Raw genomic sequence first — 23,479 nt, 5'->3', positions numbered from 1 at the left:
CACGTGATGCTCGGCACCGAACATACCCGGGCGGCGAAGACGTCGCGATGTCGGGCGAACCGTGTATGACGTGCGATAACGCCCGAGCAGAATTTCTGGGGGTCAAGTGGTCGCAGGTTCAAATCCTGTCAGCCCGACCAAGAAAATCCCTCCGACCTCGGTCGGAGGGATTTCTGTTTACTTGACCAAGCGGAGATGGTGGCCATTTGGTGGCCGCTTCGGCGCTGCCAGGTGCAGTGACAGTAGATTCCCTGCTTGTTGGAACGCGGCGGCGCCCGGATGAAGGTAGAGCTTGGTGACCCGGGGATCCGAGTGACCCGCAATGTCCTGCAGTAGGTGCTCACTCACGCCGGCGTCGGCGAACCAGGTCAGTCCGGTATGCCGGAGGCTATGGCGCCGGAGATGCTCGTACCCGAGCTCGGCGACCACCGCATCCCAATTCGTGGCGCGGCGCAGAACAGTGATCTGGATTCGACCGTTGCGGGGCCCGACGAACAGTCGAGCATTGGCGTGCGCCGTGCGGCGGGCCGCTTCGTCGAGCCGCTCGTATCCGGGGACCGATGCCACCCGAGCGCGCGCCATGGCGATCCTCGACACCACCAGCGGGCGAAGTTCATGGATGATCGGAACTGTCCGGGCGCGTTTGCCTTTGGTCCCCTTGTCTTTCAAACCTCCCGGGCCCGGCGTGGTTTGACGCCGCAAGGTCCACAGCCAGCTGTTTGTGTCGATATCGCCGACGCGGCAGCCAGCGACCTCGCCTATGCGCGCTGCCGTGCAGGCTGTGAAGAGCACGACGTCGCCCCACCCGCGGAACCGGTTCGCCGAAGCCGAGACCAGGGCGTCCGCCAGCTCGGTGAGCGTTTGCCAGTCCGGGAGTGCCAGCGCACGAGGATTAGTCAGCTCGTCCTCGTGGCGTGCGTATTGTCGCTGCCATCCGGAGACATCGACGCGATTGCGATCGATCACCTCGTCGCGCACGGCTTGATCCATGACCCGCCCCAGGGCCGCCAAGGTGTTCTTGATCGTGGACTTGCTGTGCCCCTCGGCGATCCACATGCCGACGGCCCGATCAGCGATTCCGGCGGTGATCATGGTGATTGGGAGGTGCCCGAGGGTGGGGACTACGCGCCGGCGCCATCCGGCTCGATACGGGTCGAGGGTTTTGGCCTCGACTCCGCGCATCGCGATGTCCCAGTTCGTATCCCCGTAGTCCTTCAGGGTTGCGGTGGCCATTGCTGGGTCAACCCCGCGCGAGGCAGCCTGCTGGATCCGTTCGATCCATGCTTCTGCTTCCGCTCGATCTTCGAAAGCTTGAGACTTGCTGTCCCGCCTTTTGGTCGCGGGATTCGTCCACCGGACACGCGCCAGAAACGGCTTACTGCGCTTCCGTTCCTCGATATTGCCGCGGATCTGTATTCCGAGTGGCATCAAGCTCACCTGATTGCCCATTACGCCACCGCCGGATCGATGCGCCGCTTCGTCAGGTAGGCAATCAGGTCCGCACCGTTATAGCGAGTGACCCGGCCAGAGATTTGAACGAAAGGTGGGCCCTGCGGAGGTCTCGCAGTACGCCAGCGCCTCAAGCTCGACGGATCGACTTGCAGGAATGTCGCAACTTCCTCGGTCGTGTACCACTTCGACGCCTCGAAATCCGGCATCGGTACTGCGCCCTTCATAACTCTTGTCCCGTCTGTGTTTCGGCGTCGTTCATGTTGGCCAGGGGCAGACGGCCGGGGTGCTGGTCCCCAATCTCGCCGTCGAGGTGGCCGTTGTATTTCACGGTGCGTCCGTGTGCCTCGTCGAGCTCGTGGTCCGCCGCCGGCTTCGCGACGGACGCAATCCTTCGGGTAGCCGGTTCGTCGTCGAGATAGCGCCATTGGATGCGGGTGACGGTGCTGTCGGGGCGGCATCCTTTGTGGGAGTTGCAAAAGACCTTGACGAACTCGCAAGGGGTCATCTGTGGGAACCCCTCCGCAGCAAGGTCTTCGGAACTTATCGTGTCCAACGGTTCACGATCGATGGCGACGATTTCGGCCTCGGTGATCCGTATCAGCGGTTCTCCGGGCTTGCGTCCCATCACTTTTCGACGAAGGGTCAGCCGGTCACCGACGGCCACCATGCGCCAGCCAATGCGCCGTATGACGGTCTTGCTGCGCTCGCGGACCTGCGCTTCGGTCAGTGACGCCGACATCAGACACGCCATCACGACACCTCTTCGAGCAGCTGGTCCCCGGTCCGGCCGTCGGTCCGTTCGATAGTGGTCATGCGGTCACCGCCTCCGGAGTGTGCAGCACTGCGCGTAGCCGCGCTCCGATCCATGCGCCGATCGAGGGCGATACCGCGTTGCCGAATCCGTCGCATTGATCCCGTGCGGACCCCCACACGATGAACTTGCCCGGGTGCCCGGGGAAGGTGGTGTCGAAACCGCAGCCCCTGCCGATCTCGTGCGGACCCAGCATCCGGAAGTGGCAGTCCTCCAACGGTATCGCCGCCAGCGCTGCGGCATAGTCGGCGGTGAGCAAGCCCGGGATCTGGTCGGAAGTCACGGTCGGCATCGGTTCTGGTCCGAGGGTTGGCACGGTGTTCTTGCGGAACGGCACGACACCAGCAATTAGTCCGAGCGTCTCGGATGCGACCGCGGTCGGCAGGGGTTGCCCCAGGCCACGGGGTGCGCCCTGGTAGTTGTCGATCGCTGCCGACAGCAGTGCCTTCTCCTCGGTCGTGGTGACTGTGTCCATCGGCTGCGACCAGTGCTTGCCGTCGCCGTTGTGGCGGTGCGCGGCGAAGATGTACCCGGTCGACAACAGCGCGGTCCCCTGCTGGCTGGTCTGGGTCGCCATCGGCTGCCAGGGATGCCGCTCGCTCCCGTGAACGCCCTTGGCGGGCATGAGAATTGCGGGGAACTCCGCGAACCGCTGCCGGCAGCGCTCAGCGCGCGCCATCGTGGTCGCCGCCAACGGCCTTGTGCGGTCGCCGATCCTGACTCCCAACCTGGAGAGGTCCAGGGCATGGAGGGATGGGGTCATCGGCGGGATGACCTCGCGGCGGCAGCGCGGGCACCGGTAGTCGTATTGGCGGCGGTAGTTGACCGACCCGGACGCCGGGATCCCGGTGCGCCAGCTCCAGACTGCCTCGACGGTCTGGTCGCAGCGCCCACACCAGGAGAGTGGGCGGTGGTCGAGATCGGGCGCGGGTAGCCGGCGGTCCCACATCGCGAGGTAGAGGCGGTTGCGGGACTGGGGTGTGCCGAAGAACTGCGAGTTCAGATACAGCACCTTCCACCGGTAGCCCTCGTTCTCGAATTGCTTGAGCCACCATCGGTAGGTCGATCCGTCGCCGACCTTGGGGCGCCCGGGTAGCGCCGTCCCCCACGACGTGAGCTCGGTGGTGCATTCGATCAGGATCAACCGCGGGTGATGCCGGGCGGCGTAGTGCAAAACACAGCTGGCGGTGGCCCGGTCGCGTTCGGAGCGGGTGACGCGGGCGTCGAAGTCCGGATCGTCCAGGTCGAACAGAGAAAGACCCTGCTGGTACGCCTTTTTCGTGTTCGCCTGTGAGTGGTTCACGCACGAGATGCCGGCGGCGAGGAGATCGGCGGCGGGCAGGTCGCGCACGTCGTGGTAGTCGGCCGATTCGGGGTCGACCAGGTCGGCGATCCAGTGTTCGACGTGGCCGTGGTTGGCCTCGTGGATCTCGATCTTGTAGGGGTTGTGGTTGGCGGCCATGATCGTGGTGAATCCGGCCCGTTCGATGCCTTCGGTGAGGCCGCCGAAGCCGCTGAACAGATCGACCGCGATCGTGTCGTCGTGCCGGAATCGGCGCTGCCGCAAAGCGGGCCGGTGGGTGGCGGTCTGGCTCGTCGCCGTTTTGAGGGCGGTCATGATGCGGTTTCCTCACCGTTCGCGGAAGTCGGGATCAGTCGTAGGGCCGAGGAGGTGTCGCGGGCGCTGTCGCTGTCGCGATGCCGCGCGACAACCCGCGCGACGGTGGAGTGGTGAATGCCGATTTCCTCAGCGATATCCCGGGTCGTGAGACCAGCGTCGTGCAGGTGCAGAATCCGTTCGTCGCGCGAGGCCGGGGCGCCGCTGTCGCGGTGCGTCGCACTGCTGTCGCTGGATGTCGCATCGACGGTGTCCGTCTGTCGCGGTGTCGCATCCTGTTGTCGCGCAACCGATTCTGCTCCTGGCATCACTTCGGCAACCGCTGTGGGACTGTCAGGAGGACTTGCCGTGTCGGCTACTCGCTCGTCGGGACCGTTCCCGGTTGCGGCCAACGGAATATCGGAGATGCTCGCGACCACAACCGGAGCCGACAGCGTCGGGCGGTCCGCACCGGAGGGCATGGTGGCCGTGAAGCGTTGGGGCCGTTCGGATTCTGAGAGCAGCGCGAAGCCGCTGGCGACCATCAGCCCGTCCAGGACCAGGGGGCCCACTGCGGAGCCGAGGGCGCCATAGTCCCAGCTTTGCAGCACGTCGTGGACGTGGCCGTAGGAGATGAGCGCGGAGCCGGCGGCGACGGTTCCGACACCGCCGTAGCGGGCCAACGCCCAGGCCAGACCGGGCCGCCATCTTACGCGTGCCAGGGCCTCGACGGCCAGCAGCAGGGCCACCGGCCAGACAGCGGAACCGATTTGGGGCCATACTCCCGGGCTCCAGCCGGGCGGCATCGTCTCGGCGGGCAACCAGGTGTGTAGCCAGTTCATCAGGATCGACAGCACCGACCCGAAGACGAATCCCGCCCACGCGACGACCTTGCCGCCGCGGTTCGTCGCGTCGGTGTCGCGTTCACGACGGCTGTCGCGCGACCGTCGCGTGATGTTGTCGCGGGTGTCGCGGATCGCGGGCATGATCGTCTCCTCTCCGGGTGCCGCGGGAACGTTTCCTTCCCGCGAAATGGGGGTGGCGGGGCTGGTGTCGCGGCCGTGCTGGCTGGTAGCCAGTGGTGCGACGGATGCGACGCGGTGTTCGCCGTGGGGCGCAACGGCATTGGTGCGCCCCACGATCGATCCGGCGTCGTTGCCGGTCACCTGCCACCGCCGTTCGCAGCTGCGGGGGTGTAGACGGCGGTGTAGAGGCGGGCCTTGACGTTGTCCGGGTCGGGGCCGGTGTAGGTGACCGACAGCGTGGCGCCGACGTCGAAACTGGTTGCGCCGGCGGTGTTCATCGCCTGCCCGATGGCCTGTTCCATGCGGCTGGTCGGGTAGAGATTCTTCGCCCCGGTGGGGGTGTCGAGGGTGATGAACAGCTGCATGACGGTGTTGCCGTGCTCGTCGGTGTCGATCTCGCCGGGCGCGCCCCCGTATTTGAGTTTGGGCTGTTCACCGATGTTGGTGATGCGCCCGTACACGGTGGTGCCGGGGGTGCTGTTCTTGCCGAACGCCGAGGGGATCTTCGCGGCGGCCTGGGTGAAGCGCTGGCCGAAGTTGGTTCGGGTCATGACGGTTTTCTCCTGTGTGATCAAAGGGGTTAGAGGGTGATCAGCGGCTGCGGGTGGTCTGCCGCTGTTGTTGCGGGCCGGGTCGGGGTTGGCGGTAGTGGCGGTCGAGGTAGGGCACCATGGCCAGGTCCTCGATGCGGTGGCCGGCGTCGAGGTGGTCGGACAGGTCCTTGCCCACCGCGGGCTCGAACACCCGGACTTCACCGACGTGGCCGTGCAGGGTGTCGGCGACCTTGGCGGCGTGCCGGTAGCCGGGGCGGTCGCGGTCGGCGACCACGATCACCCGCCCCGCGCCGTGCAGCCACCTGGCGTGCTGCTCGGTCCAGTTGCCGGCGCCCTGGGCGTTGCAGGTGGCGACCAGCCCGGCGTCCATGGCGCGTTGCACGTCCTTCTCGCCTTCGACCACGTAGATGTCACGACCGGCCCGCACGCCGTCGACCACCTCCGGCAGCCGGTACGGGATCGACGCGAAACCGGTGGGTTCCCAGGCGGTTCCGGTCCAGCGCGCTTGGGTGAACGACTTCTGGTCGCCGCGTTCGTGCGGGGTGGTCCTGCGCACCACCACGCCTTCCTCGCGGCCGTCGGCGCGCCGGTAAAGGTAGGCGCACACGTTCTCGGTCGGCCCGATCGCTGCTCCGAGATCGGGTCTGGACGGCGGCGGCAGTTGGGTGTAGTCGATGGCCTTGTCCGCCAACGACATCCGCTGCTGATGCTGACGCTGCCCCGCTGCGGGCGGGCGGCGTTGCCCGCACTGCTGGGCCTGGCTGGGGTTGCGGTCAGGCAGCCGGTCCCACATGTCGCGTACGCGGAGCCCGAGTTTGTCGAGGACGTCTTCGTCGTCGCAGTGGGCGAAGCAGCGGACGATCGTTTTCTCTTGTTGTGGGTCGTAGCGGACGCCGAGGGAGGGGGTGTGGGGTTGGCCGTCGGCCTCGTGGACCGGGCACAGGAACAATGTCCAGCGTGCCCGGTCCCGGCCCGGCCCCATCTTCGCGGTCAGGGCAGCGGTGATCAGCTGCCACGAACGCCCGTGTGCCGGATCGTGATTCATGCCGATCAGCGCTCCCGCTGCACCCGCCCGCGCGGGCGCACCCGCTGCGGTTCGGTCAGCTCCTTGGCCTGATACAGGCTGCGGCGTTGCACCTCGTCCAGGCCGCCGTCCCAGCCCTGGGCGCGGTTGAACTCGATGTTGTCAAGGAACCGGTCCATGGTCTCGGGACGGTCGCTGAAGTCGTCGTAGGCGTCGGAGAGGTACTGCCACCGGCTCGCGTGGGGGCCGGCGGTCCAACGGTCGTCGATCTGGCGGACCTTGCCGTAGATCTGGTCGATCTGGTCCTCGGTCACTCCAGGTTGATAGCCGGACAGCTGCAACGCGGTCCGTTCCCGGAAGTCGGCGCGCATGGCTTCTTCGTGCTCTCGTTCCATCGCGCTCACCGCTCCCGCCGGATCGGCTGCTGCTCGCGCAGGACGGCCAGGGCGCTGCGTTCCTCGGCGGCGATGGTGCGGGCCTGGTCCACGCTGCGCCGCATGACATCGGTCAAGCCGTTGCCCTTCCACAGTTCGCGGTTGGCGTCCAGGTCGGCGGCGAAGCGCGCCATTTCCTGCGGGTGGTCACGGAAGTCGGCGTAGGCGGCGTGCAGGAACTCCCACTCCTGGGCGTACGGACCCGCATGCCACCGCTGCTCATACTCGGCGATCCGGGCCGCGCACTGCGCGCGCTGAGCGTCGGAGATGTTGGGCAGCAATGTTTTCAGGGTTTCGGCGAAGCGGTCGTGGAAGTCCGCGCGCATCGCTTCTTCGTGCTCGATATGCATGGTCACCGGCTCCGCTCTGGGCGCGGACGGGGCTGGCCCGCGCCGTTGCTGGGCGGCGGCATTGTGGTGCCGGTGTCGGCCTGTTCGCGGGCGACGCGTTCGCTGCTGCCGTAGCGGTCCTGCTCGGGGGTGTTGCGGGCCAGTTTGCGGACCGCTTCGTCGCGTTCGCCGCGGTAGCGGTCGCGGTCGGCATGGGCGGTGTCGAGTTGTTCACGTAGCTCGCGCAGGTCGTGGTTGGTGCGCAGCTGGGTGTTCTTCAACGTGTCCAGCTCCGCGCGCATCGTCTCGGCCTGCTGCTTGTGGGTGTCGCGGTCGGCGGTGACCGCGTCCAGGCCGCGCTGCAACATCAGCACCCGTCGCTCCAGATCCTCCGAACCAGCTGCCGGAGCGGCCTTTTCGCGGGTTCTGTCCTGGTCGGGAGGGTCGGTGTGCTCGCGGCCGATCTCCTGGTTCCAGGCGTCGAGGCTGCGGCCGACCTCCATCGGGCTGCCCTCGGCCTGGTAGAACGGGTGCCGGCGCCCGGACTCGCGGGCGCGCACGCTCAGGACCGAGCCCGGCGCCCACGCGTGGGTGTGCACCGCGTCGCGGGTCCAGGCCGCGGCGTCGGCCTCGGTCGCGAAGTAGCCGCGCGTCCCCTGCTGCGACCCGTCACGCGCGCTGGCGACCACGGCCACCTGGCAGCGGGAGTTGGTTTCGGCGTTGGCGAATTCCCACCGGATTTCCTCGGTCGTCATGCCCGCGCGTCGGGCCTGCTCGGCGGCGTCGCGGCGCGCGATCTGCCCGTAGGGGTCGGGACGGCGACCGCTGGCCTGATCCCGCAGCCGCGTGTATTCCACGTGTCGGATGGTCTGCGCCGCGTTGGCGCGGGCGATGTCACGATCGATCGCGGCGTCGCGCTCGACGGGCGATTGCGGCTGCGCGGCTTCGGTATTCGCCGGCGCCTGTTGCGGGGCGGGAGCCGACGGGCGGGGCTGGGCGATGGTCATGGAGGCGGCCATCTGTTCCATCTCCCGGTGCCCGGCTTCGACCCATTGCTCGGATTCGACTGCCGCGTACCGGGCTTCGCGAGCGCTCCGCTCGTCGACGGCCTGGAAGATCCCTGCGACGGTCGGGGTGCCGCGCTGCGGGTGGCGTTGGGCGTGATCGAGGGCCAGGACCACCTGGCCGCGCTGCACGGTTTCCAGCGAACTCGACAACAGCGTTTCCTCGATCCCGAACCGCATCGCGGACAACCGTTCCCGGTCGTGCGCGGCGTCCTGGTCGGTGTAGAACGGGTCGGTGGCGTGCCGGTAGCGGGCGGTGGCGTACGCGTCGCGGTAGTCGGTGACGCGTTTGGTGTACCAGGCGGCATCGATGCGCTGGGCCCCGATCTGGGCGGTGATGTGCTCGGCCAGCTCCCGGCGCTGCTTGCGGGTCAGCCGGCCGGCGTGGTGGTCGCGCTCGCGCAGGGTGCGTAGCCATTGCCCGGCCACGGTGAGCACGTCGCGGAAGGTGCGGCCGGTGTCGCGGGAGATCTCATCCATTTCGGACATGAGAGGGTGAATTCCTTTCAGAGATAACGGGTTTGGGTCAGATCAGGGATCGGTCGAGGTTTTCGGCACGGTCGATGACTCGGTTGACCGTGGCCAAGCAGGCGTGGGTGCGGGCGGATGGGTCGAACTCGGCACAGCGCTGGTATGCCTCGGCCGCGGTGTCGTCGGGTATTGCGGCGACCGGGCCGGTGAGGTCGTCGCGGTCGGCGGTGAGCCAGCGCAGGTGCTCGGGCAGCTGCTGATCGACGGCCAGCAGTCGCCGGCCCAGCGCGGCCTCGGAGCCCGGTGCCCGCCGCGTGAGGAACATCAGCGCGAGCCACAGGCCGCGCAGCGCGCCGTCGGAGAACTCGACCGGGACTACCGGGTCGAGCAGATCCAGGGCGAAGGCGCGGCGTTCCTTGACCGTCATGTCGGCCAGCTCGGTGACGAAGGTCGTGAACTCGTCGACCAGCTTCTCGACGGGATCGATCTCGGTCGTCATGGGTGTTCGATTCCTTTTCATCTCTGGGGCTTTCGGCTATCGGGTGCGGTGGACGGGCGGATGTTGCGCGGCGAGCTGCTGGTTGCGGTGCTCGGCGGCGGTGTCGGTGAGGCTGATCCGGCTGGCGGGGCCGTGGGCGTAGCGGAGGCCGTTCTCGACGGTTTCCAGGTCGCGGTCGATCACGCGCAGCGCCTGGTGGGTGAGGATCACGGCCTCGCGCGGGTCGATCGGCCGGCCGAGTTCGTCCACGCGCAGCGACTTCGGCGATTGCGCGAGCTCGGCGTACCGGTGGCGGATCCGAGTGATATCGGCGCGCAGGGCCTGCACGCGGTCGCCGAGGTGGCCGATCTCGTCGTAGAGGTCGCTGGGGATGGGCAGAATCGGTTCGTTCCGGTTGTCGAACATCGGATTCCTTTCTGGGCGAGCGGTTTTCGTCAGGACTGCGCGACGGGGGTGGTGTCGACTGCCGGGATCGGTGCGGGGCTGGGGATTTCGTCGTAGGCGTGGACGGCGCTATGGGCGGCCTGCCATCGCATGCGGTCTAGCCGGGACAGAGTTTTTCCGTCGGCCGGGTCGTGGCGGCGGTGGTCGAACTCGGCGCGCAAAGCGTCGAGGTGGCCGGTCCACTGGGTGATCGCGGTGTAGTCGCGGCGGCCGGTGTCCGGGTCCGCGCCCCAAGTGCCCCATATGGTGGCGAGTCGTCCACGGGCGTAGAGGATTTCGGTGATCAGCGCCGACAACGGCAACTCCGACAGGCGCCCCGGAACGCCGGTGCACAGCTCCGGCTGGAACTTCGACCGTTTGTGCGCCGCGACCTGTTCGCGTTGACGTTCGCGTTGGCGGGCCTGGTAGTCCAGCAACGCCTGGGTGGCGTCGAGGGCGGCACGGTCGTCCGGGGTCATCCGCCAGCGGGTGACGGCGTCGCAGATGCGGGTGTCGAGGTTCCAGGTGTCGACGGCGATGATCGTCGCGACGGTCGCGATCCCGGCGATGACCCCGATGGGGATGCCGAGGGCGATCGCTCGGGAAGTGGTGGAGGGCATGGGTTTCCTTTCTTGGTCCCGCGGGGTGCGGGGGTCAGGGGGTGTCGCGCTGGGCGCGGGCGGCGCGGCGTTCGGTGAACGCGGCCAGGGCCAGTGACGGGGAGGGGCGGTGGGCGGTGTCCCAGAGCAGGTAGGCGATCCAGCCCAGCCCGTAGACGGTGACGGGGATGCCGACCTCGGCGGGCTGTCCCCACGCCGTGGTTGCGGCGATACCGACCACGACCGAGGAACCGGCCGCGCTGGCGCGCCACACTCGGCCCCAGCTCGGCGGTGCTGCAGATGAAACGGACTCGGGCTCAGGGTGTTTTGCCGTGTCGCTGGTGTCGGTTGCTGCCGGGGCCGCCAGGGGTGGCACGAGGCGCAGCGTGGGTTTGGCCGGTGCGGGCTGGTCGGTGCCGGCAGTGGTGGCGTCGGCGGCTGCGGCGACGTCGGCCAGATGGTCGGCGATCTCGTCGGCGAGTAGGTCGGCTTGGGCGGCGACCTCGTCCGGGCCGAAGCCCTTGCCGGGCCGCTGTGGTTCCTCGTCGGGGTCGGGGTCGTCGTCGTGGTCACGGAAGATACGCATAGTTGTTGTACTCCACTGGGTTTCGGACACGGATAGTGCGGGTTATGAGGTGGCGGGGGCCGGATCGTCGCCTGTGCTGCGGACGGGTGCGGGTGTGGTGCCGGGCAGGCGGGCCTGGTCGGTCCGGGCGCGCAGCACGACGCGGCCGTAGCGGGCGTGTCCCTTCTTGAAGAACACGAAGTCGCCGGTGCCGAACTGGCTGACCCGGGCGGGATCGACCAGCCACTTCTCGCCAACGGAGACTTGGCCTTCGTCGCCGTGGCGCTGGCCTTTGATCAGATGCCGCGACGGCAGCATGACCGGGATCGATCCGGCGTGTTTGCACAGATCGCCCGCGTTCTCCATGTAGCCCAACAGAATTCCGCCCGAGCAGGTCTTCAACAGCCGCCCCAGCGCCCACGCGTCGGAGGCGACCGATTCCGGGGATTGGCCGCAGAACACCGTCGAGATGCGCTGGGATCGGCCGCGTTCGGTGATGTCCTCGACCCCGATGGTCCCTTGCTTGGTGGTCAACGCGGACAGTTCGTCGATGAACAGGATCACGCTGCGCCGCAGCGCTTTCGCGGTGCGGCCGGCGCGTTGCAGCAGCAACCGCAGGGTGGTGGCGACCTGGGCGCGGGCGGCGTCCTTGTCCAGGGCGGGCACGGTCATGAACAGCACGTCGAGGTCATCGAGGTCGCGCCCGCCGTCGAACACCACCCGTCCGTTGAGGTCTTCGAACAGGTTGGTGCACTTGATCAGCGCGTCGTCGAGCTGGGGCACCTTCTCCGCCTGCAAGGCGTCGATCTGGCGCACCACATCGGGAGCGTAGTGCCATGCCTTCTTGAGGTTGTCCTCCACCAGCAGGTCCAGGAACTCGCGGTGGTTACGCGGCTTGCCGCTGGGGTTGTCCACGACCAACGCGGCGATGCGGGTCTGCATGCTCTCGAAATGCTGGCCCTCGGCGGTGGTGGCCTCCGCGGTCGCGGCGAGCAGGGCCGCGAGCATGGCCCGCAGATCCCGCGCCGGGGTCTTGTCCCAGATGTCGAGGGTGTCCATCTCCGGCACGATCAACGCGATCCGCTTCGGGTCAATCCCCTTGGCGCGCATGGTGTCCCGCAAGCTCAGCCCGAGTTCGCGGTCGTCTTGCCCGCCCTTGCACGAGATCATCACCAGTAGCGGGCGCAGGTGTGTGCCGGTCATCCCCGGCACGCCGGACCATTTCTGCCAGGCTCGCCACTCGTAGTCGAACCGGGCCGAGGCGTACTCCAGCATCAGCTCGGTTTTGCCGCTGCCGCTGGTACCGAACAGCCCCTGCGGCTTCTTGGCATCGGCGTACGGGATGCTCAACCACGGCTGATGCCGCTTGGTCAGCGAGCGCCACAACCCCGGCGATTTGATGCTGACTGTCTCGGCGAGGGTGCCGAGCACGATGTCGTGGCCGCGGTGCGGGGGTGCGCCCTTCTTCGCCGCTCGCGCCGCCGCGGCGTGGCGGCGCGCGGTCAGGGAGTCCTGCACACGTTTGGTGCGGCGCAACGACTTCAGCCCGACGGTCTCGGTCTTGATCAAGAAGTGTGCCCACCACAGCGACGCCGCCACCATGGTCGCGGGCAGCCCGAGGATCGCCATCATCGACAGCCCGCCCAGATCGCCGGCCGCTAGCTGGGTGGCGCCGTCCCACAGCAGGCTCAGCGGCGTCGACCACGACCCACCCGCCAGCACCGAACACAACGGCAGCGCCCACGCGGCAGCGGCGAAGTTCCGCAGCCGATGCGGATCCAGCGGACGGGTCGCGGCCACGGCCACGATGAGGATGAGCATCGCGGTCAGGACCGCCCCGCACACCAGCGCGGTCTGTGCGACGTCGCCGGTGTGGGCGAGGTCCGGGCCCGAGAGCTGGGTGACCGGGTCGGTGACCTGGCGGACGACTTCCGGGGTGCCGGGCGGGGCCTCGGCGGTGATGTGCGGCATCGGCCCGTCAGTCGGGGTGAAGTCGATGACGGGAGAGGGCGCGGGGGCGGCGGTCGCGGCGGTGGGACCGCAGTCCTCGGGGGTGATCAGGGGGACGCAGGTGGGGCTCATGATGCTTCCTGGGTGATGTCGATGAGGTTGCGGCGCAGGCGTTTTGCCTCGCGGGCGGCGGCGCGGGCCTCCATGCGGTTCTTGACGAACTCGGCCCACCGCTTGTCGAAGTCCTGGATCTCCAAATCCAGCGGCAATTCCTGCAGATCGGCCGGAAGCCGTTCGCTGGCGGCCTCGACGTTGTCCTTGACCGCTTTGCTGCGGCACAGATACAGCAGGCCGACCATCGTGTAGGGGTGCGCGTCGGCCGCGGCGCGGATCGCGCCCTGCAAGGCGATGTCCATGTAGGCGTTGTCTTTGACCGACAGTTCGACCTCCAGCGCCCACCAGCCGTAGGTGCCGCGCACCACGCCCAGGAACCGGCCGTCGTGGATGTGCGGGCGGCCCGGCATCGGCTCCAAGCTGCTGGAGAACTCCAGAACCGGTGTGCCGTGCCGCTTTTCGGCGGCGATCTGGGCGGCGCGGGCGGCGGCCTGGCGCAGAACACGTTCGGAGATGAACGCGCGCGGGTCGCTGCCGACGAGCATGATCCTGGCTTGTGCGACGGCCCGGTAGTGCTCGGCGAACTTCAGCGGCGGGGACCAGTCCTTGGTCCGCCACCCCAGGTACCGGTGCTCGACCTTCGGTGGCACGTAGGCCCACGCCCGCCCGCGCTGGACCTTCTTCAGTTCACACACAAGCCCTTTGGCGATCAGTTCCCGAAGCAACGCGTAGGCGCTGGACTCCAGCACGTTCAGGTATTCGGCGAGGACATCGACCTGCATGCCGCGCATGTGCACGATCGCCGAGACCGCCTCGTCCTGGCGGGCGGTCAGCGTGCCACGCCGCCGCGATGCCAGCACCCGGCCCAATGAGCCGGGCGGCACGCCAATTTCGGCGGCGATCTCCTTGGTGCGAAAACCCTTCGCCCGCAGCACTTCTGCTTCACCGAGGACGGTTTCGATCTGCCGCAGCGTGACACCCAGCAGTTCCCGGATCTCGGTGTAGGTCAGGCCGTTCGCGCGCAGGCCGTCGATGACCTGGACGCGGTGGCGCCGTTCCAGCACCGCGTACGGGTTGGTTCCTTCGTTGTGGTTCATCGCGTTCGCCTCCGATCACGGGGTGCGCCGCCCGATCCGGCCGCGCCTTGCGTGCGCCGGCGGTCGATGTCGAGGCGGGCCTGCACCGCGACTGCGGCCATGTCGGCAACCTCGGCCGCGAACCCGCCCGCCGGCCTGTCGCTGGTGTCGTGGGTGCGCAGGTGGTGGCGGTCGCGGTCGACCAGCCGGGTGTTGATGCCCAACTGCTGCGCGATCTGGGCTTTGGTCAGCCCGCATCCAGTCAGCGCGGCGACCTGTTCGCGCCGTTCAGCCCGCGCGGACGCCGGTGTCCAGCGGGCCCGCACCGGTTGGGCGTGCGGGTCGTCGAGGGCGTTCTCGTCCCACTCGATCGGCAGCGGCCACCCGCGCCGCTCCCCCAGCGCGCGTGCCTGCGCCGACGAGCCCGGAACCAGCTGTAACCGGTCGAACAGGGCTTTGACCGCGCGTTCTCGCTCGGCCGCGATCTCCTGGGTGATGCGGCCGTCGCTGTCGGCCCGATGACCCATCAGCGAATGAATGGTGCGGTGGTTGCGGGTCATGCCCAGCTCCCGCGCCAGCTGCGCCGCCGGATACCCCGACGCCACCAAGGCTTGAAAGCGCCGGCGGGCACCGAGAATCGGCACCAGCGCGCTGTTGGTGGTCACCTCGGCCGCCCGCTCGGGCACCGGGACCGCGAGCACGGCTTGTTCCACCCAGGCCGCGATCTTCTTGTCCGGGCCCGCGGCCATGATCCGCGACAGCGTGGGCTGGCCGACTCCGGTCAGCTTGGCCAGCTGATTCGGGTTCACCCCGGCCGCGCCCATCGCCTCCACGTGCGCGCGCACCGCGTCCGCCGGAACCCGAGGCTGCCAGCGCCCATAGGCGATCTGACGTCTCCGGAAGGCCGCATAGTGCGTCGCGCACATGCCGCGACCCTTGGCCTGCTCGGTTCCGCACGCGCAGCTCACCGTGACCGCCTCCGATCACGCTCGACTGCCGGACGCTGGGCTTGACGGCGGGCGGCCAGATCGGCGCGGGCCTTCGCGATCATTTCCCGCAGGTCCGACGGGTCCACGCCGTGGCGCTCGCACGCATCCGCGGAGCGCACCCAGCGGGCGATGCGTAGCGAATCCAGTTGCGCCGGAGTCGGTTCCCGCTTCAGCTGGGCACCGTTGATGTCGAACAGGTGCGCCACCAGGGGTTGGCGATGCCGCCGCAGGATGACCACCTGCGCGGCGATGTCCTGTCCACCCGGGTTCAGCCCTTCCGCACTGAGCTGGCGGCGAGTCACCAGGTGATCGGGGGCGGTCTTCCAGAAATAGGTGGGAATCCCGTAGGTCTGGCCGGTCGGGTCCGGATGAAAGTCCCGGTAATCGCGCGGGACGGGCCCGATGAATCCGCTCATCGCGATCGCCGCCGATCTCGTTCAGCCGGGGTGCGCGCCTTGCGCCGGGCCGCCAGATCCGCACGGGCCTTGTCGAGCAGTGCCCGCATTTCCGGGTCATGGGCATAGACGCCATCGAGGCGTGTACGGGAATCCTCGGCGTATTCGCTACCGAATCGCTCCTCGCGGTAGGCGTCGGCGGCGGCGAAATATCCCGCCATCACGGGCTTGTGGTGGTCCTCCCAGACCCTGCGCTTGGCGTCCTCGGCGGCGCAGTCGCGATAGCTCTTCTGCTGTGTCACCTCGAAGGCGGCGTCGAACATGTCGCTCAAGACGTCGTCCACAGTGCCGAAGTGGTCGCGTTCGGCGAGCAGCGCGGCCAGTTCTGCCGGGTCCCGGCGCGGGGTGTTCATCTCGGCTCCGGGAAGTTCTCGGCAGTGAATCCGCCCTTAGGGCGCTGCAGTTTTGTCACCGTGCGCCCGCGCCGCCACAGGTTCCAGGCGGTGACGATCGTGCCGATCTGGTCGCGGTCACTGAGCCGGACCTTGTTGACCCGCGCCCAATCCAGCCGCTCACGCAACGCCAGGATCGGAGAATTGGCGGCCAATCCGGCACCGGAGTCCCACAACCGCACGAATTCGGTTGCGGCATACGCGTCGATCTCCGTGAGCCGCATCGCGACCGCGCACGCCACCGCCGGACGCGCCTTCAACCGTTTGGCGACACCGGTGTACCGGTCGGCGATGGCTACCAATTCCGGGTAGGCGGAGGCGAATTCGACCACCCGCGTGGTCGACACCCCTCCCCCGCGCCCCAACTCGCCGAAGAGGTTGCCCTCCATCCACACCATGTAGACGCGCAGCGCGGCGGCGACCATCGTCATGTTGTGGCTGGCGATCCCGGTCAAGGTCAGCTGATCACCGGGCGTGCGCCGCGCACCTTGATCCATGGTGACCTGGGTGTCGGGGGCCAGGCCGCGCACGATCAGCATCGGGAAGCGCATGCCCGTGGTGCGCGCCACCGCCTGCAGCCGGTGCTGGCCGTCGAGCAGTTCGCCGTCGGGACCGAACTTGATAGCCTCACCGTTGAGTCGCCAACGGCCCGAGATCATGTCCTCGTAGTACTGCTGCACCCGGGCCTGGCGGATCGGCCGGTTGTGCGGGTTGCGTTCGAGCCAGCGCCGCGCGAGCGCGCTGTCGACCTCCATGACCTGGCTGGTCACGGGCGTGTTGTCGGGGTCGATCAGATGCATAGTGTTATCCCTCCTCGGGATGGTCGAAAGATTCGGAGAGACGGTCGATGACCTGTTCCAGGGCGTCGCGGGCGCGCTGCAGATCGCCGAGGTTCCCGTGCGAGATCTGCGCGGCGTACCGGTCGAACCGGTCATCGTCGATCAGCCGGACCAGGGTGTTGGTCTTGGTCACCAACTCCGAGCGGGCGGTATCGAACGACTCGGTGATCGGACGACGCCGACGCGGGGCCGGACCTCGCCCCGCGTCGCGGTCATCGTCCTGATCGATGGGGAACGGTTCGCGCTCAACCGGTTCGGGCAGGTAGCCCTTGCCGTCCAAACCGACCACCGAGTCAGGTGTTCCATTTGGAACAGCTGTACGCAGACCCTCGATTTCGCGGTGCACGGTCCCCTGTCCGAGACCTGTCGCGGCAGCAATTGCACGGGTGCTCATTCCGATTTCGCGAAGGGAGGCAACGATTTCCGAGCGTTCCTCGCGGGGGATGCGCAGGCGGGCGCCGTCGAACTCGGCCGCACAGTAGGCGTCCCAGCTGTCGTAGTCCAGCGCGACCCAAGCACGGGTGAGGTACGCCTGCTCGATCAACTCCCACAGTTGCCCCGCCCGGGCGCGGATGGTGTCGGTCAGCTCCCGCGCCGCCTCGGCGGTGATCACCGAATCCTGCTGCGGCACGGCCGCAGTCCCGTAGGCGCTCACCGCGACCGCCTCCGATCTTGTGCGACCGGAACACCCGCGACGGTGGACTCCAACAGAGTCATCCAGGGCCGGGCACTCGCCTGCGTCGCGGTTCCTCGCTCCGACGACGCTCCCGGCTGTGGGAGGTGCTCGGCGCGGTGGTGGCCGAATCGATCCAGCACCGCGGCCGGGGTCAGCCGCTCGTGGGGCGCCGACAGCGAATGCAACTGCTCGCGATCCAGGGCATCGTCCAACGCCGCCGACAGCTCACTGATGCGGGCGTCCCGCTCGGCGAGCGTGCGGCGCAGTCGATCGTTCTCGGCTTCCAAAACGGCTTTCGGCCCGAACAAGGCAGTCCAGTTCATCGCCACACCCCGAGGGAGGTGGGCACAGCCGAGCTCACCCGCACGCAGTCGATGCGCGAAACCTCATCCGCGCGACACACATTCGGTGAAACCTCACGGATTCCGTCCTGGGCGAGCATCACCCCGACCACGACGCCGGCACCGAACACCACCGCCACCGCAGCGAACACCAGCCGCCACCGCAGCGACGCGACATAGGCATCCGGGGCGATCATGTTAGCGGGGTCGTACTCGCGACCCGACAACGCTGACAACCCGGTGTAATGGCGGCAAAAGTCCAGGGGTTTCATCGCCGGCCGCCCTGCAGCCACCGCGCACAGGACGCCTTCATGTGCCTCGCGCCCACCCACCCGATGCCTAGCAAAATCATGAGGACGAACAACGTGGATGCAAGCCCAGGAACCAGGGCGCCCAGCAGGATCAGCGCGAAAGCGATCAGCAGTGCTCGCATCATGACGCACCACCGGAAGATGCCGTGGGGATGGGCTTTGCGATGGCGAGCAGCTCGCTCCGCTCCACCCGCAGCAGCCGCGGCCCCATTCGGTAACCGTTGAGATGCCCGCCATTGATCCAGCGGCGAACGGTCTTGATATCTACCTGGGCGAGCGCAGCGGCGTCGCGCAGGCTCATCAGCTGACCCGTCGGGACGCGTGTGTCCATACTGCGTCTCTGTGTCATGAAAGTGCCTCCGTGGTCTGACATGGCCTGAAATGCCTTGCCACATCAGGAAACTCGCGAAGGAGTGCTCAGAACACGGCACATCGACCGGCACATCTGACTCCGGGGACACAAGTAGGCTGGGGTTGTGCCGAACGGACAGGAGCCACTACGGATGATCAGAGATGCCAGATCAGGGGCGTTCCCAGCATCGCTTCCGAGGTCCCTGTCAGATCACCGGGCCATCCGCGAAAACGATTGGAACGCATTTCGAAACATCGAGCAGATGGTTAACCACTGGGGCCGCAATGAATGGCCCGCCGGCCATGAGAAGTACTTCTGGTATCTGACCTTCGAAGATCCCGAACTGGTTGAAATGGCGGCGAATTGCCAGGCTCAACTCAAGGTCGCGGGTATAGACTTAGTCCCACTGAACGGTCTCCATATCACGGTACTACGGATTGCAAGTTCGGCGGATATTACAGAGGCCAGCATCCAGGCCATCGTCGACTGTGCAAAAAAGAGAATTAGCGAAGTGAGCACCTTCAGGATAACCGTTGGTCCTCTGTCAGGCTCACAGGGAGCCGTCCGGTTTACTGTCTCCCCTTGGACTGAGCTATTCAAGTTGCATCAGATCGTCAGAGAATCCACATTGCAAGCGCTTCCCGAACTCATGCTCACTGATACAGATAATTTCCGGCCACATTTGGGCGTTGGCTACAGTAACTGCCAACAGTCCGCAGATTCGATAATCGAAAAGGTTCTCCAAACGCGGGATATCACACCCGTAACCATTGAGGTCAGCAGCATCAAACTAGTTCGCCTTCGACGAGAATCGAAGGCTTATCGATGGAACGACGTAGCCACGTTAGACTTTGATCCTAGCTAGCCTTCGCAGATGCCGAGAAGTCCCGAGCACGTTCCGCCCAGGCACGAAGTACAGCGTGATATTCCCGAGCCTCGGAAGAATCGAAAGATTCGGTCGCGGCACCGAATTCATGAGCACGTTGCCACACGGATCGAATGGGCCGTTCCTCGGAGAACGTGAGCGCCTCAGCGCCCAGGTGGGCAGCTTGCTCGATGTCTGGACTAGCCAACTTGACCAACGCTGTGGCAATGTCTAAACGAACCAATGATCGACTCCATACCGAGTCTGATTCATCCACAAGCGACTCGACCTGATGACCAAACTGCAATGTCCGCTCAAGGTCCCCCGCCGCGAGGTAGGCTGTCGCCGCGTTCGCCGCCAGTCTTGCGTGACCATACGGATCGAAAGTCAATGCCGGCGTCAATCCATCAGGCACCGCCAAGGCTTCCGCAAGTGCGCCCGCTCGGTCGATAGCGACGTGAACCCCCTTGAGATCGCCCATTTTGCCTAGCGCTCGCGCCAGCCCATTGGATAATAAGCGAATTGCCTGCGGGCTGTTTGGCGCGTACCGGATCCCCTCCTCAGCCAAGGCCGCCGCCATTGCATACTTGCCCATGTAGTAGGCACAAAAACTCTCGGTTCCCTTAATCCATGCCTTCAGCTGGGAGTCGTCAATAAGATCAGATACATAGAATGCTTCCTTGGCATAGGCCCTCGCCAGAGGGAACCGACCCCGATTCACCGCCATGTAACTCAACATTCCAGATAACTTCGCCGCCAGCTCATATAAATGCTGAAGCTGTTTCGGATGCCGCCTTTGCCGAGTCAATTCATCAACCCGCCGACGAATGGAAATGACTGCTGGAGAAAGCCTTGCAGGGCCTTCCACTTCGTAGCGATCAATGATGTCATCAACCGCGAATTCCACGATATCCAAAACGCTGTCGTCTACATCGATTTCACCGATACGCTGTAGTCGCTCAGCAATCAACAGGGGGTCTTCAAACGACTCGACTACTGCCAAATTCGACTTCACATCAACTTTTACATCCGGGAACCCAATATCCGAAGGAGTTAGGTCCCGCTTGACCAACTCCCCCAGCACTTTCAGCATGACCTCACACACGCGCACAGTGGGCTGCGCGGTCCTGCCGTCCTTGTACTTCGCGATATTTGTGTTCGAAGTCTTCACCGCCTTGCCTCCGTCGATCCGGCTGGCCGCCTGCATCCTGTCCGCGAGCCCATGGTTCTGGACGCCAGCCTCTTTCATGACCGCGATCAGCTTCCGGTTCGGCTGTACGACTTGCGTCATCGACGGACACCTCGATCCCCACCACGAATGGTTCTTCATGCCAGTATACGTGCCCAAATGTCCACTTACGCACCGTTTTTCGTGAGTTTCAGCGTCCCATAGGGGACAAAATCTCGATAGGATCGATGCTCGGGAACCGACGAGGCAATGGTGATGCACTGCAGGTTCGAATCCTGCCGAGGGCACACTCTGACCAGTGCGGATTCACCAGTAAAGTGCTCGCGTGCCCAATACGTGCCCAATCTCGTTGGACAGGTGGCACATCCGTGGACTTCCGGAGACATCCATGAGCGCAAGTCGCTCTGCACATGGAATCTCAGACCCGAGCCAAGGTGCGGTGTCTCACGAGGGTGATGTCAATCCTGACCCTCGTCCATCTGTACGTCCTGCCCGTCTTCGATGACGATCGACCGTGAGGCGTCACGTTCGGAGGGATGGACCAGGATGGGGTGTAACCAGCGCACCTCGGGGGTGGATTGGTCACGCGGACCGGTCCAGTAGGTGTGCCAGTGCGCGCGCCGGATATGCGGCCGGACCCGTTTGCCGGATCCCGTGGAGCCCTCGGATGCGTGCGTACGTGCAGCGAAGAGCTTGGGCCCGATGTCGAATCCGACATCGACGACGGTGCTGGGGGCCTGTGGCGTGTGATGCTTCGTGCGTCGTCCGAGCACTTCGGCGCCGCCACTCATATCGCGGCGGTCGCTGCATATGTACAACAGTAGGCTCACTGCGAGTCGGTAGGCACTGAGCTCAAGTTCGGTGGCGTCGCCGGCCGAGCTCCTGATCGCGAGGTGAGCTTCGATCATCTCGTCGATGGTGAACCGCTGTGCCATGCAGGGGATTTCGATGCCGAAGGACGGGTAGCGCGGTTCGCCGGCCCCGACGAATGACACGCGGCCGACCAGGGCCACCGTCAGCATGTGCAGGCGGGGGTCGGCGGTCGAGCAGAGGGTGAGTTCATTGGTCAGTCCGGTCACCAACATTCCGACGTAGACCGGCGGCTTCGCCAGTGGCCGGTCGATTAACGGCGGCGGACCGGGGATCGGTGTCGGAAAAGCGATGAACGGGTCCGGATGCGGAATCCGGCGCAGAACCTCACACGGGATCGACGTTCCTGTATCGGTACCAAGCAGGCTTTCTGCCAGCTCCGGATACACGCGATACACCACGCGATGCTGCAGCCAAAGGAAGATCCGGTCCGCGTCCAGCAGTACTTCCTGCAGCGTGTTGACGACTGTGTGCCCGTTGGGGCCGAGGGAGCGGATAAGCCTCTGCTTGTCGCGACCGGTGAATCGGCCGTCCTGCAACCAGGGTGCGATCTGGGCGAGGATTTTCGAGAGGTCGGGACTGCCGTTGAGATGGGCGAGCATTTCCAGCGTGTCCATTTCGTACGCCTCGGCGACCGCGACGGCCTGTGCGGCCGTCTGCAGTCGCGGTGCCGCGTTCTTGTTCTTGCGGCCCTTCGCCATGGTGGACCTCCTGTCGGTGAATTCGGAACGCCGCCTGCGGATCCGGTGGACGACGCATCGGGGTTACGAGGTGCCGGTGTCCGGGTTCTCGATGCGAACGAAGTACTTGTGCTCCAGGCCGTAGAAGTCGTAGACGCAGTCCTCACACACGACGGCATTACTGCTGCCGAACAGGTATCCCTGCTTCACCCCGATGGGTTGTTTGCAGTCGGCGCAGGTGCCTGGGTAGCGGTTGCGGCGCATCATCTCTCCTCGGTTGTGGGGTGTTGGCGTGCTGTGGTCATTGGGTCCATCCCGCGATGGCCGCCAGGGCGAAGACGAACGCGACCAGCAACATGACCTGGATCCAGCGGGTCCGAGACGTGAGCCCCTTTGCGGCGCTGCGGTATCTCTGTTCCTGATCAGCGGCGTCCACTTGGGCGGTGTCGAGGTTCTTCCGCGTCTCCTGCAGGGTGGCGTCAAGTCCGGCGATGATCTGGTTGGCTTCGGCCAGATCGGCGTTGGCGGCCGCGAGATCGGCGGTGGCTGTGTCGCGTTCGGCGGCGCAGGACGCGAGGTCGCGCCGGTGCCGGGCAATGTCAGCGGTGAGTTCGTCGATTCGCTTGTTCTGCTTGCAGATCGCCTCGGCCTGTTGGGCGGCGCGGGTGTCGGCGGCCTCGACCTTGCGGCGCATCTGGGTGAGGTCCTTGGCCTGCTCGGCGGTGTATTCGGTCCAGTCGGTCACGGTGGCCCACCCTGCTTTCATGGTCTCTCGGTGTCCCCACGCGAGGTCGCCGCCGATCCAGGCGTCGAGGAACTCGCGCACGGCGATCGGCTCGACGCGCAGCGTGGCGCGGCGGCTGCGGTGCAGGAATCCGGTGTGGGCGAAGTAGTGCCCGCCCGCAGTCGGCGTGAAGGACTTGATCCCGAGCGCAGGAAGTTGCTCGACCCAGTTGCACGAACGGGTCAGCCACAGCACCTCGGCGCCGGCCGCTCGGTGGTGCTCGGTACGCGTACGGGCTTCCTCGACAGTCAGTGGCGACCATTGGATTTCGACGGCGTAGCCGCGGCCCTCGCGTGTGCCGAACACGTCCGGGCGGCGCCCGTCCTGCCACACCTCGATCTCAGCAGCGACACCGCGGGCGCGGAGTTCGTCGCGGACCCAGTACTTGAACCGCAGATGCTGGAAGGTCTCGCCGGCGGACCTGCGGTCCTTGGCGCTCACGGTGACACCGTGGCCCTTGCTGTGGCGGACGTAGGGGTTCTTGCCCCGCGAGCGGTAGACCACGACCGGATGCCGGCACACAAGACACCGCAGGCCCGAGGTGTTGTGCCAGGTGCGGAAGGTCTCCTCGACCGCAATGTCGATGAACTCGTCATAGCGACCGAGCGCCGCCGTCATCTCCGACGCGAAACACTGCCCAGCAGTGCTGGATTCGTTCATGCCCCGACCCCGACACTCGCGAAATACTGACCTGCACAACGGTAAACGCGACCACCGACAAACTCGCGAATGTTCCGAAATCGGCGTAA

Annotated in this window: 29 protein-coding genes; 1 reads left to right on the top strand and 28 read right to left on the bottom strand. The window is 66.3% G+C overall.

Annotated elements, in window-relative coordinates:
• Window positions 1–177 precede the first annotated feature (177 nt).
• The 24 genes from H0264_RS18630 to H0264_RS18515 all read right to left on the bottom strand — a co-directional run bounded on the left by H0264_RS18630 (window position 178) and on the right by H0264_RS18515 (window position 18,321).
• Window positions 178–1,449 carry a tyrosine-type recombinase/integrase gene (locus H0264_RS18630; protein ID WP_181585140.1) on the bottom strand — a complete coding sequence of 424 codons (1,272 nt, stop codon included), beginning with the start codon at window positions 1,447–1,449 and terminating at the stop codon, window positions 178–180.
• Window positions 1,449–1,658, bottom strand: a complete 210-nt coding sequence (locus H0264_RS18625) for a helix-turn-helix domain-containing protein (protein ID WP_181585139.1) — start codon at window positions 1,656–1,658, stop codon at window positions 1,449–1,451. Before H0264_RS18625 ends, H0264_RS18630 begins: the two co-directional genes overlap by 1 nt.
• Window positions 1,659–1,672: 14 nt before the next feature.
• Window positions 1,673–2,191 carry an ASCH domain-containing protein gene (locus H0264_RS18620; RefSeq protein ID WP_181585138.1) on the bottom strand — a complete coding sequence of 173 codons (519 nt, stop codon included), beginning with the start codon at window positions 2,189–2,191 and terminating at the stop codon, window positions 1,673–1,675.
• 70 nt (window positions 2,192–2,261) lie between these two features.
• On the bottom strand, window positions 2,262–3,881 hold the full coding sequence (locus tag H0264_RS18615; protein ID WP_181585137.1) for a DNA cytosine methyltransferase: 1,620 nt from the start codon (window positions 3,879–3,881) through the stop codon (window positions 2,262–2,264).
• The gene (locus H0264_RS18610; RefSeq protein WP_181585136.1) at window positions 3,878–5,026 is read right to left on the bottom strand and encodes a helix-turn-helix domain-containing protein; all 1,149 of its coding nucleotides are present in this window, start codon (window positions 5,024–5,026) and stop codon (window positions 3,878–3,880) included. Before H0264_RS18610 ends, H0264_RS18615 begins: the two co-directional genes overlap by 4 nt.
• Complete coding sequence (locus H0264_RS18605; protein WP_181585135.1) at window positions 5,023–5,436, bottom strand: hypothetical protein; 414 nt, start codon at window positions 5,434–5,436, stop codon at window positions 5,023–5,025. The genes H0264_RS18610 and H0264_RS18605 overlap by 4 nt, the downstream gene beginning before the upstream one ends.
• A 40-nt stretch (window positions 5,437–5,476) precedes the next feature.
• Window positions 5,477–6,484: a hypothetical protein gene (locus H0264_RS18600; protein ID WP_181585134.1), complete on the bottom strand. Its 1,008-nt coding sequence runs from the start codon at window positions 6,482–6,484 to the stop codon at window positions 5,477–5,479.
• A gap of 5 nt (window positions 6,485–6,489) precedes the next feature.
• Window positions 6,490–6,858, bottom strand: a complete 369-nt coding sequence (locus tag H0264_RS18595) for a hypothetical protein (RefSeq protein ID WP_181585133.1) — start codon at window positions 6,856–6,858, stop codon at window positions 6,490–6,492.
• Window positions 6,859–6,863: 5 nt separating this feature from the next.
• A complete protein-coding gene (locus H0264_RS18590; protein ID WP_181585132.1) occupies window positions 6,864–7,253 on the bottom strand; it encodes a hypothetical protein in 390 nt (129 codons plus the stop codon).
• Complete coding sequence (locus H0264_RS18585; RefSeq protein ID WP_181585131.1) at window positions 7,250–8,779, bottom strand: hypothetical protein; 1,530 nt, start codon at window positions 8,777–8,779, stop codon at window positions 7,250–7,252. Before H0264_RS18585 ends, H0264_RS18590 begins: the two co-directional genes overlap by 4 nt.
• A 37-nt stretch (window positions 8,780–8,816) precedes the next feature.
• Window positions 8,817–9,260 (bottom strand): hypothetical protein, encoded by a 444-nt coding sequence (locus H0264_RS18580; RefSeq protein ID WP_181585130.1) that lies wholly within the window; start codon window positions 9,258–9,260, stop codon window positions 8,817–8,819.
• A gap of 36 nt (window positions 9,261–9,296) precedes the next feature.
• Window positions 9,297–9,665, bottom strand: coding sequence for a hypothetical protein (locus H0264_RS18575; protein ID WP_181585129.1), 369 nt, complete (start codon window positions 9,663–9,665; stop codon window positions 9,297–9,299).
• A 29-nt stretch (window positions 9,666–9,694) separates the two neighbouring features.
• Window positions 9,695–10,303, bottom strand: coding sequence for a hypothetical protein (locus H0264_RS18570; protein ID WP_181585128.1), 609 nt, complete (start codon window positions 10,301–10,303; stop codon window positions 9,695–9,697).
• A gap of 34 nt (window positions 10,304–10,337) precedes the next feature.
• Entirely contained in the window at window positions 10,338–10,868 is a 531-nt protein-coding gene (locus H0264_RS18565) for a hypothetical protein (RefSeq protein ID WP_181585127.1), read from the bottom strand.
• A gap of 42 nt (window positions 10,869–10,910) precedes the next feature.
• A complete protein-coding gene (locus H0264_RS18560; RefSeq protein WP_181585126.1) occupies window positions 10,911–12,929 on the bottom strand; it encodes a P-loop NTPase family protein in 2,019 nt (672 codons plus the stop codon).
• Entirely contained in the window at window positions 12,926–14,008 is a 1,083-nt protein-coding gene (locus H0264_RS18555) for a hypothetical protein (protein WP_181585125.1), read from the bottom strand. The genes H0264_RS18560 and H0264_RS18555 overlap by 4 nt, the downstream gene beginning before the upstream one ends.
• On the bottom strand, window positions 14,005–14,955 hold the full coding sequence (locus tag H0264_RS18550; RefSeq protein WP_181585124.1) for a co-chaperone DjlA: 951 nt from the start codon (window positions 14,953–14,955) through the stop codon (window positions 14,005–14,007). The genes H0264_RS18555 and H0264_RS18550 overlap by 4 nt, the downstream gene beginning before the upstream one ends.
• Window positions 14,952–15,392, bottom strand: coding sequence for an RRQRL motif-containing zinc-binding protein (locus H0264_RS18545; RefSeq protein ID WP_181585123.1), 441 nt, complete (start codon window positions 15,390–15,392; stop codon window positions 14,952–14,954). Before H0264_RS18545 ends, H0264_RS18550 begins: the two co-directional genes overlap by 4 nt.
• Window positions 15,389–15,784 (bottom strand): hypothetical protein, encoded by a 396-nt coding sequence (locus tag H0264_RS18540; protein ID WP_181585122.1) that lies wholly within the window; start codon window positions 15,782–15,784, stop codon window positions 15,389–15,391. Before H0264_RS18540 ends, H0264_RS18545 begins: the two co-directional genes overlap by 4 nt.
• Window positions 15,781–16,623, bottom strand: a complete 843-nt coding sequence (locus tag H0264_RS18535; protein ID WP_181585121.1) for a hypothetical protein — start codon at window positions 16,621–16,623, stop codon at window positions 15,781–15,783. Before H0264_RS18535 ends, H0264_RS18540 begins: the two co-directional genes overlap by 4 nt.
• 4 nt (window positions 16,624–16,627) lie before the next feature.
• Entirely contained in the window at window positions 16,628–17,317 is a 690-nt protein-coding gene (locus H0264_RS18530; protein ID WP_181585120.1) for a hypothetical protein, read from the bottom strand.
• Complete coding sequence (locus tag H0264_RS18525; protein WP_181585119.1) at window positions 17,314–17,661, bottom strand: hypothetical protein; 348 nt, start codon at window positions 17,659–17,661, stop codon at window positions 17,314–17,316. Before H0264_RS18525 ends, H0264_RS18530 begins: the two co-directional genes overlap by 4 nt.
• A complete protein-coding gene (locus H0264_RS18520; RefSeq protein ID WP_220140009.1) occupies window positions 17,658–17,876 on the bottom strand; it encodes a hypothetical protein in 219 nt (72 codons plus the stop codon). The genes H0264_RS18525 and H0264_RS18520 overlap by 4 nt, the downstream gene beginning before the upstream one ends.
• 235 nt (window positions 17,877–18,111) lie before the next feature.
• The gene (locus tag H0264_RS18515) at window positions 18,112–18,321 is read right to left on the bottom strand and encodes a helix-turn-helix domain-containing protein (RefSeq protein WP_244976223.1); all 210 of its coding nucleotides are present in this window, start codon (window positions 18,319–18,321) and stop codon (window positions 18,112–18,114) included.
• Window positions 18,322–18,604: 283 nt separating this feature from the next.
• Here H0264_RS18515 and H0264_RS18510 point away from each other — a divergent pair, with 283 nt between their 5' ends.
• A complete protein-coding gene (locus H0264_RS18510; protein ID WP_181585117.1) occupies window positions 18,605–19,207 on the top strand; it encodes a 2'-5' RNA ligase family protein in 603 nt (200 codons plus the stop codon).
• Here the strand turns inward: H0264_RS18510 and H0264_RS18505 are convergent.
• From H0264_RS18505 to H0264_RS18490, 4 genes are all read right to left on the bottom strand, one after another.
• A complete protein-coding gene (locus H0264_RS18505; protein ID WP_181585116.1) occupies window positions 19,200–20,498 on the bottom strand; it encodes an NsdA family TPR-like regulatory protein in 1,299 nt (432 codons plus the stop codon). The genes H0264_RS18510 and H0264_RS18505 overlap by 8 nt on opposite strands.
• A 356-nt stretch (window positions 20,499–20,854) precedes the next feature.
• The gene (locus H0264_RS18500; RefSeq protein WP_181585115.1) at window positions 20,855–21,967 is read right to left on the bottom strand and encodes an AcrVA2 family anti-CRISPR protein; all 1,113 of its coding nucleotides are present in this window, start codon (window positions 21,965–21,967) and stop codon (window positions 20,855–20,857) included.
• Window positions 21,968–22,030: 63 nt separating this feature from the next.
• Entirely contained in the window at window positions 22,031–22,213 is a 183-nt protein-coding gene (locus tag H0264_RS18495; RefSeq protein WP_181585114.1) for a hypothetical protein, read from the bottom strand.
• A gap of 34 nt (window positions 22,214–22,247) precedes the next feature.
• Window positions 22,248–23,390, bottom strand: a complete 1,143-nt coding sequence (locus H0264_RS18490) for a competence protein CoiA family protein (protein WP_181585113.1) — start codon at window positions 23,388–23,390, stop codon at window positions 22,248–22,250.
• Between the last annotated feature and the right edge of the window lie 89 nt (window positions 23,391–23,479).

Origin of the sequence: Nocardia huaxiensis (genome assembly GCF_013744875.1) — a bacterium.
GTDB lineage: Bacteria > Actinomycetota > Actinomycetes > Mycobacteriales > Mycobacteriaceae > Nocardia > Nocardia huaxiensis.
Note: the sequence above shows the minus strand (reverse complement) of the source record. Positions and strands in the feature narration are given on the sequence as shown.